Source organism: Ewingella allii, from assembly GCF_044430645.1.
GTDB classification, from domain to species: Bacteria; Pseudomonadota; Gammaproteobacteria; order Enterobacterales; family Enterobacteriaceae; genus Ewingella; species Ewingella allii.
Window position 1 is genome coordinate 61,584 of record NZ_JAWUDN010000011.1, and the last position, 13,829, is coordinate 75,412.

The 13,829-nt window shown below is 55.3% G+C and carries 13 protein-coding genes; 6 read left to right on the plus strand and 7 right to left on the minus strand.

Annotation, left to right across the window (positions count from 1 at the left end; translation table 11 throughout):
• Positions 1-320: 320 nt before the first annotated feature.
• Together glpT and glpQ are read left to right on the plus strand one after the other, a co-directional pair.
• Positions 321-1,673: a glycerol-3-phosphate transporter gene (glpT, locus tag SBO83_RS19605; protein ID WP_353504389.1), complete on the plus strand. Its 1,353-nt coding sequence runs from the start codon at positions 321-323 to the stop codon at positions 1,671-1,673.
• Between the two features lie 3 nt (positions 1,674-1,676).
• The gene (glpQ, locus tag SBO83_RS19610; RefSeq protein WP_396132661.1) at positions 1,677-2,759 is read left to right on the plus strand and encodes a glycerophosphodiester phosphodiesterase; all 1,083 of its coding nucleotides are present in this window, start codon (positions 1,677-1,679) and stop codon (positions 2,757-2,759) included.
• Positions 2,760-2,826: 67 nt separating this feature from the next.
• Here the strand turns inward: glpQ and yigL are convergent, their stop codons facing one another.
• Both yigL and pldB read right to left on the minus strand, forming a co-directional pair.
• Positions 2,827-3,636 (minus strand): sugar/pyridoxal phosphate phosphatase YigL, encoded by an 810-nt coding sequence (gene yigL / locus SBO83_RS19615; RefSeq protein WP_396132662.1) that lies wholly within the window; start codon positions 3,634-3,636, stop codon positions 2,827-2,829.
• Positions 3,637-3,687: 51 nt separating this feature from the next.
• Positions 3,688-4,677, minus strand: coding sequence for a lysophospholipase L2 (pldB, locus tag SBO83_RS19620; protein WP_353504388.1), 990 nt, complete (start codon positions 4,675-4,677; stop codon positions 3,688-3,690).
• Positions 4,678-4,782: 105 nt separating this feature from the next.
• Between pldB and rhtB the strand changes: the two genes are divergently transcribed.
• Complete coding sequence (gene rhtB / locus SBO83_RS19625; protein WP_396132663.1) at positions 4,783-5,406, plus strand: homoserine/homoserine lactone efflux protein; 624 nt, start codon at positions 4,783-4,785, stop codon at positions 5,404-5,406.
• Positions 5,407-5,451: 45 nt separating this feature from the next.
• Here rhtB and rhtC read toward each other — a convergent pair whose 3' ends face one another.
• From rhtC to pldA, 3 genes are all read right to left on the minus strand, one after another.
• Positions 5,452-6,081 carry a threonine export protein RhtC gene (gene rhtC / locus SBO83_RS19630; protein WP_396132664.1) on the minus strand — a complete coding sequence of 210 codons (630 nt, stop codon included), beginning with the start codon at positions 6,079-6,081 and terminating at the stop codon, positions 5,452-5,454.
• 40 nt (positions 6,082-6,121) lie between these two features.
• Entirely contained in the window at positions 6,122-7,954 is a 1,833-nt protein-coding gene (recQ, locus tag SBO83_RS19635) for an ATP-dependent DNA helicase RecQ (RefSeq protein ID WP_353504387.1), read from the minus strand.
• A 123-nt stretch (positions 7,955-8,077) separates the two neighbouring features.
• The gene (gene pldA / locus SBO83_RS19640; protein WP_396132665.1) at positions 8,078-8,956 is read right to left on the minus strand and encodes a phospholipase A; all 879 of its coding nucleotides are present in this window, start codon (positions 8,954-8,956) and stop codon (positions 8,078-8,080) included.
• A 248-nt stretch (positions 8,957-9,204) separates the two neighbouring features.
• Between pldA and SBO83_RS19645 the strand changes: the two genes are divergently transcribed.
• Entirely contained in the window at positions 9,205-9,684 is a 480-nt protein-coding gene (locus SBO83_RS19645) for a thioesterase family protein (RefSeq protein WP_396132666.1), read from the plus strand.
• An 81-nt stretch (positions 9,685-9,765) separates the two neighbouring features.
• Positions 9,766-10,653 carry an EamA family transporter RarD gene (gene rarD, locus SBO83_RS19650; RefSeq protein ID WP_396132667.1) on the plus strand — a complete coding sequence of 296 codons (888 nt, stop codon included), beginning with the start codon at positions 9,766-9,768 and terminating at the stop codon, positions 10,651-10,653.
• Here the strand turns inward: rarD and SBO83_RS19655 are convergent.
• Together SBO83_RS19655 and corA are read right to left on the minus strand one after the other, a co-directional pair.
• The gene (locus tag SBO83_RS19655; RefSeq protein ID WP_396132690.1) at positions 10,642-11,703 is read right to left on the minus strand and encodes an AbrB family transcriptional regulator; all 1,062 of its coding nucleotides are present in this window, start codon (positions 11,701-11,703) and stop codon (positions 10,642-10,644) included. The two genes, rarD and SBO83_RS19655, sit on opposite strands and share 12 nt — an antisense overlap.
• A gap of 141 nt (positions 11,704-11,844) precedes the next feature.
• Positions 11,845-12,801 (minus strand): magnesium/cobalt transporter CorA, encoded by a 957-nt coding sequence (corA, locus tag SBO83_RS19660; protein WP_034794805.1) that lies wholly within the window; start codon positions 12,799-12,801, stop codon positions 11,845-11,847.
• A gap of 429 nt (positions 12,802-13,230) precedes the next feature.
• Between corA and SBO83_RS19665 the strand changes: the two genes are divergently transcribed.
• Complete coding sequence (locus SBO83_RS19665; protein WP_396132668.1) at positions 13,231-13,707, plus strand: WbuC family cupin fold metalloprotein; 477 nt, start codon at positions 13,231-13,233, stop codon at positions 13,705-13,707.
• Positions 13,708-13,829: the final 122 nt, after the last annotated feature.

Here is a 13,829-nt window from a genome sequence, read left to right on the forward strand (position 1 = left end):
TCTTCACATTAAAACATTACCCTCTTTATGGACTTATTCGCGCAAAAACGAATAAAACCGCGCCACGGTGATTTTCTGCGCAACATAAAAACCAAAAATGTGATCTCTGTCCAGTAAAATGGGCTATTACGTATTTCCAATTGTTAATCAATGCCGCAAAATCCGCCTCCTGTTTCATAAAACTGTAACAATTCTGTCATCTATCACAGTTCGCTTACGCTCATGTCGCTAGCATGGCGTTCGTTATAGAACATGAAAGGTTCAGTTTTATCGCCAGTCGCTCACGAGAGTGGCTCTGATCTATGCCATTGGAGGCGTTTATGCTCAGTATCTTTAAGCCCGCAGCCCATAAGGCTCCCGTGGCAGACGACCATGTTGATCCCCTTTACCGCCGCCTGCGTTGGCAGATCTTCATGGGGATTTTCTTCGGCTACGCCGCCTACTATCTGGTGCGCAAAAACTTTGCGCTGGCGATGCCTTACCTGATTGATCAAGGTTTCAGCCGTGGCGACCTCGGCTTTGCCCTGTCCGGCATCTCCATCGCCTACGGTATTTCGAAATTCCTCATGGGTTCGGTTTCTGACCGTTCCAACCCTCGCGTTTTCCTGCCAGCGGGCCTGATACTGGCGGCGGCGGTGATGCTGTTCATGGGCTTCGTGCCGTGGGCGACCTCCAGCATCGCCATTATGTTTGTCCTGCTGTTCCTTTGCGGATGGTTCCAGGGCATGGGCTGGCCGCCGTGCGGGCGCACCATGGTTCACTGGTGGTCGCAGAAAGAGCGCGGGCAGATTGTGTCGGTGTGGAACTGCGCGCATAACGTCGGTGGCGGTATCCCTCCGCTGCTGTTCCTGCTGGGTATGGCGTGGTTTAACGACTGGAAAGCCGCGCTGTATATGCCAGCTTTCGCGGCTATCGCGCTGGCGGTGTTCGCCTTCATCACCATGCGAGACACCCCGCAATCCTGCGGCCTGCCGCCGATTGAAGAGTACAAAAACGACTACCCGCCGGACTACGACAAAGAGAAGTCCGAGGAGGAGCTGACCACCAAGCAGATCTTCATGCAGTACATTTTGCCGAACAAGCTGCTGTGGTATATCGCCCTCGCCAACGTGTTCGTTTACCTGCTGCGCTACGGCATCCTCGACTGGTCACCAACCTATCTGAAGGAAGTGAAGCACTTCGCGCTGGATAAGTCCTCCTGGGCTTACTTCCTCTACGAATACGCTGGGATTCCGGGCACCCTGCTGTGCGGCTGGATGTCGGACAAAGTGTTTAAAGGTAACCGTGGCGCCACCGGCGTGTTCTTCATGGTGCTGGTGACTATCGCCACCGTGGTGTACTGGCTGAACCCGGTGGGCAATCCGGGCATCGACATGGTCTGTATGATCACCATCGGCTTCCTGATTTACGGCCCGGTAATGCTGATTGGCCTGCACGCGCTGGAACTGGCACCGAAGAAAGCAGCGGGTACCGCGGCGGGCTTCACCGGCCTGTTTGGTTATCTGGGGGGTTCGGTGGCGGCGAGCGCCATCGTTGGCTATACCGTTGACTACTTCGGCTGGGATGGCGGCTTTATCGTGATGATTGGCGGCTGCGTGCTGGCGGTTATCCTATTGATTATGACTATGTTGAGCGAGAACAAACACAAAGCAAATCTAGCAAAAGGAGCATAACGGATGAACCGTTTAAGTAAGATAGTAAAAGGCACCCTGTTGGCGAGTTTGATTGCCACGTCTTGTTACGCCAGCGCAGCAGAGCCGATTGTTATCGCGCACCGCGGCGCCAGCGGCTATCTGCCGGAACATACCCTGCCAGCGAAAGCCATGGCTTACGCGCAGGGCGCTAACTTCCTTGAGCAGGACTTAGTAATGACCAAAGACGACCAGCTGGTCGTCTTACATGACCACTATTTGGATCGCGTCACTGATGTCGCCCAGCGCTTTCCGAACCGGGCGCGCAAAGATGGCCGCTACTACGCCATCGACTTCACGCTGGCGGAAATCAAATCGCTGAAATTCACCGAAGGCTTTGATATTAAAGACGGTAAGCAGGTGCAAACCTATCCGGGCCGTTTCCCGATAGGCAAGTCTGATTTCCGCGTCCACACCTTCCAGGAAGAGATTGAATTCGTTCAGGGTCTGAACCATTCAACCGGCAAAAACGTGGGGATTTACACCGAGATCAAAGCCCCATGGTTCCACCGTCAGGAAGGCAAAGACATCTCTGCCAAGGTGTTGGAAGTGCTCAAGCAGTACGGCTACACCAGTAAAAGCAGCAATGTCTATTTGCAATGCTTCGACCCGAACGAGCTGAAACGCATTAAAAATGAGCTTGAGCCGAAAATGGGTATGGACCTGAAGCTGGTTCAGCTGATCGCCTACACCAAGTGGGATGAGACGCAGGAGCAGAAAGACGGCAAGTGGGTGAACTACAACTACGATTGGATGTTCAAGCCGGGCGCGATGAAGAAGATCGCCGAGTACGCCGATGGCATCGGGCCTGACTACCACATGCTGGTGGCAACCGACTCCACGCCGGACAACGTGAAATTGACGCCAATGACGGCGGAAGCGCATGCCAGCAACATGGTGGTGCATCCGTTTACCGTTCGCGCCGACGATCTGCCGAAGTACGCCAAAAACGTCGACTCGCTGTATAAGATCCTTTATCAGCAAGCCCGCGTTGACGGCCTGTTCACTGACTTCCCGGACAAAGCGGTGAGTTATTTAGAACACCAGCAGACTCAGCCACAGCAGTAAAGCGCCATAAAAAAGCGGGCAAGGTTTTCACCCTGCCCGCTTTTTTTATGCTTTTGCAGAACCGAATTTACACCGATTCGGACAGATACATTTTGCGCAGATAGTGCGGCACGGCGTCATCAGCGTTAGAGCCAATGATTTCAGCATCCGGCATCGCCGCTTTCAGACGCGGCAGCGAACCACTCATCAGGCAACCTTTGCCCGACATGGTTAGCATTTCCAAATCATTTAAGCCATCGCCAAAAGCGATGCAGTCTTTCAGCGAATAACCCATCAGCTTGGACACCTGCTCCAGCGCGTGGCCCTTAGAGACGCCCCCCGCCATCACTTCCAGACAGGTCGGCAGCGAGAAGCTGACGTTAACCCGGTCGCCCCAGCGAGCATTAATCGCCTCTTCCAGCGGCAGCAACTCTTCATGACTGTCGCAGGTGAAATAGACTTTGCAGATGCCGTCAGTTTCCAGCAGGCCCGGATGGTACAGCTTGTATTTGAAAACCGACTCGCGGAAGAACTGGTCCTGATCGTCGCGATCGTGGTTCATAAACCACTCGTCGTTGCGATACACGTTAGTCAGGATATTTGGATTGTCATGAACGATGCCGAACAGATCACCGGCGATATCTTCAGCCAGATTGTGCGAGAAAATCAGCTCGCCCTCGGTATTGTGCACCCGCGCGCCGTTCGAGGTGATCATGTAGGCGCTGATCTCAAGGTTGTCGCGAATTTGCGCCACGTCGATATGGTGACGGCCAGTGGCAAAGACGAAGTGCACGCCGCGCTGGGTCAACATCTTCAGCGTCTCTTTGGCGTACGGGCTTAGTGTGTGGTCGGGTGACAGCAGTGTGCCATCTAAATCGGAAGCAACAACATGATACATAACGGTAAATTCTAACCTCAGATGGAGTTGTGCGCGGCAGTCCGCCGCGAGTTAATGCCGCGCATAAAAGCGCATAATGGCATCGAGCGCCTTTGCCCGCAGGTCGTCCCGTTCAAACAGGATCTCGTGGCGCGCGCCTTCAATGACCAAGGGTCCATCCCCTTCACAGGGGTGCCCCGCCACGGCCATTGCCTGACAAAAAGCAAGATGCGACCGGTTATCCACAACCCGGTCTTCGCTTGCCTGTAATAATAGCAGGGGCGTGGTGATATTTTCGGCTTGTTGCAGAATATGCATCCCCGCCTCGATACCTTCCTTCACCCAGTGATAAGTTGGCCCGCCCACCTGTAGCTCGGGGTAGTCGGCGTAAAAACGCAGATTACGGCGATAGCGTTCGCGGCTGTGAGTTAAGCGATTAACCACAAACGGCAGCGGCCGCCAGTGGCCGGTGCCCATCGCATAGCCGTCACGGCGCAGCGGTCGGCGCTCGGCCCAGTGGAGAATGCGGCGCGATATCCAGCCCGGAATGGGCAGATAAATCCCGGTCATCGGCGCACAGAGCGCGGCGGCGTCAAAGGTTTGCGGATACTTGGCGAGGAACAGCGCGGCAATCGCGCCCCCCATCGAATGGGCCAAAATGTACTTTTTGCTGTAGTGGCGCGGAGCAATTTCACGCTGGTAAAGCTGGTGAAAATCTTCAATATAATCATCGAAATGCTGCACGTGCCCGCGATGCCGGTCATCCAGCATTCGCCCGGAGCGCCCCTGCCCACGGTGATCGACAATAATCACATCGAAGCCGCACTGGAACAGGTCATAGGCCAGCTCGGGGTACTTTACGTAACTTTCAATACGGCCGGGTGACACCAAAATGATGTTGTCATTACCGATGGCGCTAAAGCGAACATAGCGGATAGGCACGTCGTCCACGCCGGCAAATTCACCTTCTTGGCGCTCGCGCCAGAAATCAAGCAACGGACCCGTAGCAAAGGCAGAAAATTCCTTCTCTCGCGTTAACCACTTTGCAAAATTCGATGCCATGAAATGGTTCCAGAACCCCGTTACAGGAAGGTGAATTAAGTTAATTGTCCGTTTTTAGACAATAGCGTATTGTGCCATACAATGGTCTGTTCAGGGAGTCGCTCGATGACGTTGCACTGGTGGTTAACCTATCTTCTTACCACAATCATTCTCAGTCTTTCCCCCGGCGCGGGTGCGATAAACACCATGAGCACCGGTATTAGTCATGGCTATCGCGGGTCGGTGTTCTCGATTGCCGGCCAGCAAATCGGCTTAGCCTGCCATATTGTGGTAGTCGGCGTCGGTTTAGGCACGCTGGTTTCGCAGTCGGTCATGGCATTTGAAGTGCTGAAGTGGTTCGGCGCGGCCTATCTTATCTGGCTGGGTATCGGCCAATGGCGAGCGGCGGGCGCGGTAGACCTCAATGCCATGGCGAAAACGCTGTCGCCGAATCGGCTATTCAAACGGGCTGTATTTGTGAATCTGACCAACCCGAAAAGTATCGTGTTTCTTGCCGCACTCTTCCCGCAGTTCATCCTGCCAGAAGCGCCACAGGCGGGTCAGTACATGGTGCTGGGCGTGACAACCATTGTGGTGGATATCATCGTCATGAGCGGCTACGCCATGCTCGCTACCCATATCTCGGGCTGGATTAAGTCCGCCAAACAGATGAAATTGCTTAACCGTATCTTCGGTTCGCTGTTTATCTTAGTCGCGGTGTTGTTGGCGAGTGCCAGAAAAGCTAGTTAGCAAAATGCGCGCAGTTAGTTGGCTGCGCGCAGGCAAGATGAAATCTTAACGAGAAATAATCAGGTGGATGCCGAAACCGGTGAACAGCACGCCCGCCACGCCATCAATCCACTTCGCTAAACGCTGATAACCACGGCGCATCACAGGCATTGCAAACACCATCGCCACCACGGAGAACCACGCAAAGGTCTCGGCGATGATCAGGATAAACAGCCCCCAGCGCTCGCTACTTCCCACGTCATCACCCACAAACAGCGAGAACACGCTGCCGAAGTAAATCACGGCTTTCGGGTTAGACAGATTGGTCAGGAAACCGCGCATAAAGGTGCGGCCACGCGCGGGAAGCTGCACCGGCTTTTCTGCCTCGGCTTCCACGCCAGCCTGCTTCTTAGCGCGGGCAGATTTCAGCAACTGCCACCCCATCCAGCACAGGTAAATGCCGCCGCCGATGGTGATGACGTCATGCAGCCACGCCATTTTCTGCAAAATCAGATGTAGGCCCATCAAGGCAACACCGGCCCACACCACGATGCCGAGTGAAATCCCCACCACGCCCATCATCGCCTCTTTACGAGAACGGCTGGCGGCAGTTTGGGAAACGAAAAAAAAGTCAGGGCCAGGGCTCATTAACGCAATCAGATGCACCATCGCCACGCTCAAAAACAGAATTAACATAGCTCGTACTCAGTGTGGAAAAATAAAGAAAGAGCCCCGATCACTCGTCGCCATTATCAATGTGATCGCGAATCATCGCCATAAATGGTCGGCCAAACTTCTCGAGCTTGCGCTGGCCGACGCCGGTGATATCCAGCAGGTCGCTTGGGCTGACCGGTAACTGCTCGGCCATCTCCAGCAGGGTGGTGTCATTGAAGACCACGTAAGGCGGCACGTTATTTTCATCGGCCAGGGTTTTACGCAGCTTGCGCAATTTGGCGAAAAGCTTGCGGTCGTAATTTCCGCCATAGGTTTTCTGGCTGTTGCTGCTTTTGATTTTCAGCGTCTGAATTCGCGGCACCGCCAGTTGCAGAGCCACTTCACCACGCAGCACCGGGCGCGCGGCCTCAGTGAGTTGCAAAGCAGAGTGCATGGCGATGTTCTGCATGATCATGCCGAGATGAATCAGTTGGCGCACCACGCTGGTCCAGTGCTCGTTGCTCTGTTCTTTGCCGATGCCGTAAACCGTCAGCTTGTCGTGCCCATACTCGCGAATTCGTTGGTTATTTGCGCCGCGCAGCACTTCAACCACATAGCCTAAGCCAAAGCGTTGGCCGACGCGCGCCACCACTGAGAGCGCCTTTTGCGCGTCCAGCAAGCCGTCATAGCGTTTTGGCGGGTCGAGGCAGACGTCGCAGTTGCCGCAGGCGTTCTGCTTGCCTTCGCCAAAGTAGTTGAGCAGCACCAGGCGCCGACAGGTCTGAGCTTCGGCAAAGGCATTCATCGCATTGAGCTTGTGACGCTCGACGTCCTGCTGCGGCCCGGCTGGCTTTTCATCCAAACAGCGACGCAGCCAGGCCATGTCGGCCGGGTCATACAGTAAAACGGCTTCTGCGGGCAGGCCATCACGCCCAGCGCGACCGGTTTCTTGGTAATAGGATTCGATATTGCGCGGAATGTCGAAATGGACCACGAAACGCACGTTAGGTTTGTTAATCCCCATGCCGAACGCCACGGTCGCCACCACGATTTGCAAGTCATCGCGCTGGAAGGCTTCCTGCACATTGCCACGGGTTTCATTGTCCAAACCGGCGTGATAGGCCCCGACGCTCAAGCCACGGCTTTGCAGACGCGCGGCGGTGTCTTCGACTTTCGCCCGGCTGTTGCAGTAGATAATGCCACTTTTGCCGCGCTGGTCTTGCACGAAGCGCAGCAGCTGGTCCAGCGGCTTGAACTTCTCCACCAAGGTATAGCGAATGTTAGGGCGGTCGAAGCTGCTAACTTGAATCAGCGGATCGTTGAGTTCCAGCAGGCGAGCAATGTCGCTGCGGGTGGCTTCGTCGGCGGTGGCCGTCAGCGCAATCACCGGCAGCTGCGGATAACGCAGCTTAAGCTGGCCCAGCGCGCGGTATTCCGGGCGGAAGTCGTGACCCCATTGGGAGATACAGTGCGCTTCGTCCACGGCGAGCATCGCCGGATTCCACTGCTGGAGCTGCTCCATAAAGTCGCCCATCATCAGGCGCTCAGGGGCGATATAGAGCATTTTGATGCGGCCAGTGCGGCAGCCGGCCATCACGTCCATCTGCTGTTCGCGTGTTTGCGTCGAGTTGAGGCAACCGGCTTCAACCCCGGCGGCCATCAGTTGGTCGACCTGATCCTTCATCAGCGAGATGAGGGGAGAGACCACCAGCGTCAGGCCGTCCATCACCAGCGCGGGAATTTGATAGCACAGTGACTTACCGCCACCCGTGGGCATCACCACCAGACAGTCTCGTCCGGAGATAGCCGCATTGATGATGGTCTGCTGACCCGGTCGGAATTGCTGATAACCGAAGGTATCGCGTAATACCTGCTGTGCCAGCTCTTCTTTGTTTATCACTGCCGCCGTAGACACTCAATTCCCCAACTGTTCAAACCGCCCGGCGCCTAAAGAGACACCGAGAATGTACACTTATCATTACCCTAAATCCTGCGAGTCGCCTTAGGGCAACCTGTAGCTTGAAGTATGACGGGTAAATTACATAATGTCGTTCAGCATAATACCAACACCGACGCGAGTCTGCTTGTAGTTGTAATCAATCAATGACTCGCCGTAGCCGCTGAAGACTTTGGTATAGAAGCGCATGTGCTTGGTGATCGGGTAGCTTACGCCCACGTCAGCGCCGCCGTAGCCGGTGTTCCAGTTGTAACGACTCTCAACGCTAATGACGCTCTCGCCCAGCGCGTAGCCCACTTTCAGACGGTAGTAACCCATGTATTTGGTGATGTCCGGGTTGTCATCGTTTTTGTCGCTTTCGGGAATGCGATACCAAGGCTTGAGATCTAACTGCCAGTTACCATTTTGTGCCATCCAGCGCGCATACACGCGGTTCCAGCTGCGCGAGGTCGGGTCTGAGCGGCCGTTGGAGTCATGGTTTACACCATATTCGGCTTCGCGCAGGGTCCAGCCCATAAACTGATAATCTGTCGCCCAGGCGATAAAAATTTGCGGCTCATAGTTGGTTTCACGGAAAGGGGAAGATTCCGCACGGTTAGAAAGCTGCCAGAACGATTTTTGCGTGTAAGACGCACCGATCAGGGAGTTATCACCGGCAATGCCGCGCCAAATCGGGAAACCGAGGCTAAGTTGGAACTCAACTTCATCATGGCGAGCATTGTCTGCCCAGTCATAAGACTTAATGGCGTCTTTATTGATGCTGCTGGTGTCGGTGTAAACTAAATAGTTGGTGTCGTAAGGATAAAGCGTAAAAGGGTTATCGTGCTCTTGCAGTAAGTTGGCGATGACGCTGCCACGAACGCTAGGTTTATCGTGCACTTCCTGAATTGTCGCTTCTGCCGCATAGCCCAACGCAGGCATAACCATCAAGGTTGCCCCAACAGCCCAATTTTTACGCATTATATCTCCACTCAAAAGTAGGTGCCGGTAAACGGCTTTGATTTTATAGAGTTATCTCTTGCCTGCCCGCTGGCGGGTTCCTATCCTGGCCCCAGAAGGCGAAGCTATTCTACACAAAAACTTACAATGGCTGAGGATTGATTAGATTTAGCACTTACCGTATGGAAATCAATGATACCAAGGCCTAAAATCTACAATCTATTAACATTCAAACCGGTATTCACCGCGACACCCTTCAGGAAATTGTCATGTCCGCATCTCTTAGCCACGAGGCTGCTCGCCAGCTCATTGGCGAAATTTTCGTTTACGATATGCCGTTTAACCGCGAGCTGGGCCTTGAACTCAAACATCTTGACGGGGACAGCGCCGAGCTGACCTTCACCCATCAGACGCGGCTGGTCGGCAACGCCGCGCAGAAGATCCTCCACGGGGGCGTGATTGCCGCCGTGCTGGACGTGGCCGCCGGGCTAGTGTGCGTGACCAGCTCACTCATTCGCCGCGATAAGCCAGACCACCCGCTGTTGGAAGACGAAATGCGCCAGCGCCTGTCCAAGATGGGCACCATTGATCTGCGCGTCGACTACCTGCGTCCGGGGCGTGGCGAGGTGTTTACTGCCAGCGCCAAGCTGATTCGCGCGGGCAATAAAGTCTCGGTCGCACGCGTGGATTTGCACAGCGACGGCGGTGTACACATCGCCACCGCCAACGCCACCTATCTGGTCGGCTAAATCACAGCCTGAACATATCCTAAACCCGCGGCGGCAAGATTCAGTTAGACTTGTCGCCTCACTTTCGTTTCGAGCATGAACATGGACGCACAGCGCACCCGACAGGGCATTATTTTCGCCTTCGTCGCTTATTTCATCTGGGGGATCGCCCCGGTCTACTTCAAGTTAATCCATCAAGTTCCGCCGCCGGAGATCCTGACTCACCGGGTTATCTGGTCGTTCTTCTTTATGCTGGCCCTGCTCTCCCTAAGCCGCAGCTGGGGAGACGTCCGCCGCGTGGCGAAAAAGCCCAAAACCCTTATGCTCCTGCTGGCGACTGCGCTATTAATCGGCAGTAATTGGCTGATTTATATCTGGGCCATCAATAACAATCACCTGCTGGAAGCGAGTCTCGGCTATTTTATCAACCCATTGGTGAATGTGGTGCTCGGCATGCTGTTTTTGCGAGAGCGATTCCGAAGAATGCAGTGGGTGGCGGTGTTGCTGGCCCTGATTGGGGTGCTGATTCAGGTGTGGGTGTTTGGCTCGGTGCCGGTGATTGGTCTGGCGCTGTCGATGACCTTCGCCTTCTACGGCCTGCTGCGTAAGAAGATGGGGGTGGACGCGCAAACCGGCATGTTAATTGAAACGCTTTGGCTGCTGCCGGTGGCGGCTATCTACTTGTTCCTGCTAGCGGACAGCGCCACCAGCCACCTGACGGCCAACCCGTGGTCGCTGAACCTGATGCTTATCTCGGCGGGCATCATTACCACGATCCCGCTGCTGTTCTTCACCGCGGCCACCACGCGCCTGAAGCTCTCCACGCTGGGCTTCTTCCAATACCTTGCCCCAACCTTGATGTTCCTGCTGGCGATTTTCTACGGCGAGCAGGTCACGGCGTCCATGATGATCACCTTCGGCTTTATCTGGGCCGGGCTGGCATGCTTCATCGCCGACGCCCTCTACACCCAGCGTCGGTTAAGGCGCTGAAGAAGTAGGCTTGGCGCTGCGCGAGATAAATCTCGCCATCGCCGGGCCAGTGACAATGATGGTCAGCAGGCGCAAGGTCTGCATGGCCATCACGAAGCCCAAATTAACGTTACTCCCCGCCGCGATAATCGCCACGGTGTCCAGCCCGCCGGGGCTGGTTGCCAGATAGGCCGTCAGCATATCCACGTGCAGCACTTTGGTCAGCAGCCACGCCATCGCGCCGCAGAGCACCATCAAGCCAATAATCGAAGCAATCATCTGCGGCAGCGTGCGTAACGCCAGTTTGAAAATCGGACGGGTGAAGCGCAGGCCGACGCTCCAGCCAATCAGCGTGTAGGCAATCGCCAGCAGCCATTCAGGCACTTGCAGGGTCATGGTGCCAGTTGAGTGCAACACCGCACCGACGAAGGCTGGCAGCAGCAGCGCGCCGGAGGGAATGCGCAAGCGCGGCCCCAGCCAGACGCCCGCCAGCGCCAGCAGCAGCGTCACGCCAAACCGCCAGTCAATCGGCGGGAACCACACCACGGCGGCCGCGGCAGAGGCGCTATCGCCCAAACTCATGCGCGCCACAAAGGCCGCAGCGGTGGCGACAAACAGCACGCGCAGGTATTGCATGAAAGCCACTAAACGCACGTCAGCGCCGAAATCTCCCGCCATGGCAACCATCGCGCTGGCCCCGCCTGGCGATGAGCCCCAGGCACCCGTCGGCCCCGGCAGATTGCTGAATTTCACCAGCAACCAGCCCGACAGCCCGCTCGCCATTAGCGTGGCGATCAGCACCAGCAGCACCATCGGCCAGTCATTAAGTAACGGAGGAAGAATTGAAGGAGAGAGGCTTTGGGCAATCATACAGCCCAGAATACCTTGTGCGATTTTGAAGAAGATCGGCGCAATTCGCACCGTGGCCCCCAGCAAACCCATCAGAACGCCGATAATCATCGGGCCGAGCAGCAAGGCAGCAGGCACGTGGAAAGCCTGAAAAATAAAGCCGAGGATCAGCGAGGAGACCACCAGCAGCGTCCACTGGCCCCAGGGAGCAATCTTTTCCATCAACATGGTTTGAATCTACATCGGCATAAGCGGAGGCATAGTTTTAGCATAAAAACTATTAACAGAATTAGAACATCTGCGGGAAAAAGGGGATTTTCGCGGGAGCAAACCGCCAGCCCCGAGAGGCTGGCGACTAAAAACTTACAGCCAGTTTTTACGTTTGAAGTACAGGTAAGGCGCGAGCCCGGCCAGAATCATCAAGCTGATCGCCCCCGGATAGCCGAAGCTCCACTTCAATTCCGGCATAAACTCGAAGTTCATCCCGTAGCTTGACGCCACCAGCGTTGGCGGCAGGAACACCACCGAGACCACCGAGAAGATTTTGATGATGCGGTTCTGCTCGATGTTGATAAAGCCCATCGCCGCCTGCATCAGGAAGTTGACCTTCTGGAACAGGGATTCGTTATGCGGCAGCAGGGATTCGATATCGCGCAATACTTCGCGCGCCTGCTCCAGCTGGCCTGCTGGCAGACGAGCCTTGCGCACCAGGAAGTTCAGCGCGCGCTGGGTATCCATCAGACAGAGGCGAACTTTCCAGCCCACGTCTTCCAGCTCCGCCAAGGTAGAGAGCGCGGCGTCATATTCGTCGCCCTGATGCCCTTCCATGATGACGCGACTGAGCTTTTCCAGATCGCTGTAGATATTTTCGATCTCATCCGCCAGCTGTTCGATTTTGGTTTCGAACAGGTCCAGCAGCAGCTCATACGCGTTGCCGTCGCCAAGCTTTTGATTTCTGGCGCGCATGCGGTACAGGCGAAACGCGGGCAGTTCACGCTCGCGCAGGGTGTAGAGACGCCCTTCGCGAATAGTAAACGCCACGGTGCTGTTGCCCGCGTGGTCTTCGGCATCTTCGAAATAGAAAAAGGAGTGAATATGCAGACCGTCTTCATCTTCGAAGAAACGGGCCGATGCTTCGATATCGTCCAGCTCTGGACGGGTCGCCAGGCTTTGGCCTAGCTCACATTGAACGCGCTCACGCTCTTGCTCATCGGGTTCAATCAGGTCAACCCATAACGACGTTTTCAGGTCGTCTGGCTCGCCTTCTTCCAGTTCCAAACGGGATAAGCGGCTGTTTTCTAACTTAAAAGCACTCAGCATGTGTCCGTTCTCCCTAAGGTGACAGGTGTGGACAACGCATTGAAGCACAGAAAAATACGGGGGTTGAAAGTCACCAGTACGTTTCAGACCAAATTCAGATCCGACTCACAGCGACAGACGGGGGTCGCCGACAACCACTAAGGCTATCAGCATTGAGGATAGCCTTAGAAGTGGTACCTTAAGAACAGGTTATCGAGCCAGTATCTACTGGGTGTGTCCAAGGCGCAGTTCCTCATTGATATTAGTGCGCGCATGTTACGCCGAGAAGAAAAACAGTGTCAACAAAGAACAAAACGAATTTTGCAACATTTAGGCATAATTTTCTCAGCGCCCTAACGCCCCTCACAGGCTTATGTGATGCCCGCTTTTTGGCTACACTCGGGCAACTCTTTTTCGTGCTTCACCGCCACTCGCGGTACAGGAATTCCGATGATTAAACAGATTAGCCAAGACACCCTGTGTGACTTAATCACCAAGGCGACCAACTCCCCGCGCCTGCGTCAGAACCTTAACATTCATCCTGCACCGGAAGACGAGGTTCAGCGTCTGGCCATCGCCATGGAGCCGGGCACTTACGTGCGCATCCATCGCCACCCGCACACCTGGGAGCTGCTGACCCCGCTGCGTGGCCGTTTCTTGGTGCTGACCTATGACGAATCAGGCAAAGTCGCCGACCGCCTGTGGCTCGGCGGTGAGACTCGCCTGCTGGAGATCCCCGCCAATACGTGGCATAGCGTTCTGTCGCTGGATGAAGGCGGCGTGATTTTTGAAGTGAAGCACGGCGCCTATCAGCCGGTCACCGAAGAAGATTACCTGCCGGGCTCTGCGCCAGAGGGCGACGAGCGCGTCAAAGCGACACTGGAATGGTATGCGAATGCCGAAATTGGGGATGAGTTTGCTGTCTAGTCTGCCACAGAGTAAGCGTTAACGGTGCAGCAAGGTTGAGTTCGGCCAGCGCGTAGACACCGGAATGGACACAGAGTCCATGAGGATGTCGAACACTGCCCGAACTCAAGATTGCCAGTAAG

Coding starts and splice junctions, on each gene's coding strand:
- glpT (WP_353504389.1), top strand. CDS start 321: ATGCTCAGTATCTTTAAGCCCGCAGCCCATAAGGCTCCCGTGGCAGAC.
- glpQ (WP_396132661.1), top strand. CDS start 1,677: ATGAACCGTTTAAGTAAGATAGTAAAAGGCACCCTGTTGGCGAGTTTG.
- yigL (WP_396132662.1), bottom strand. CDS start 3,636: ATGTATCATGTTGTTGCTTCCGATTTAGATGGCACACTGCTGTCACCC.
- pldB (WP_353504388.1), bottom strand. CDS start 4,677: ATGGCATCGAATTTTGCAAAGTGGTTAACGCGAGAGAAGGAATTTTCT.
- rhtB (WP_396132663.1), top strand. CDS start 4,783: ATGACGTTGCACTGGTGGTTAACCTATCTTCTTACCACAATCATTCTC.
- rhtC (WP_396132664.1), bottom strand. CDS start 6,081: ATGTTAATTCTGTTTTTGAGCGTGGCGATGGTGCATCTGATTGCGTTA.
- pldA (WP_396132665.1), bottom strand. CDS start 8,956: ATGCGTAAAAATTGGGCTGTTGGGGCAACCTTGATGGTTATGCCTGCG.
- SBO83_RS19645 (WP_396132666.1), top strand. CDS start 9,205: ATGTCCGCATCTCTTAGCCACGAGGCTGCTCGCCAGCTCATTGGCGAA.
- rarD (WP_396132667.1), top strand. CDS start 9,766: ATGGACGCACAGCGCACCCGACAGGGCATTATTTTCGCCTTCGTCGCT.
- SBO83_RS19655 (WP_396132690.1), bottom strand. CDS start 11,703: ATGGAAAAGATTGCTCCCTGGGGCCAGTGGACGCTGCTGGTGGTCTCC.
- corA (WP_034794805.1), bottom strand. CDS start 12,801: ATGCTGAGTGCTTTTAAGTTAGAAAACAGCCGCTTATCCCGTTTGGAA.
- SBO83_RS19665 (WP_396132668.1), top strand. CDS start 13,231: ATGATTAAACAGATTAGCCAAGACACCCTGTGTGACTTAATCACCAAG.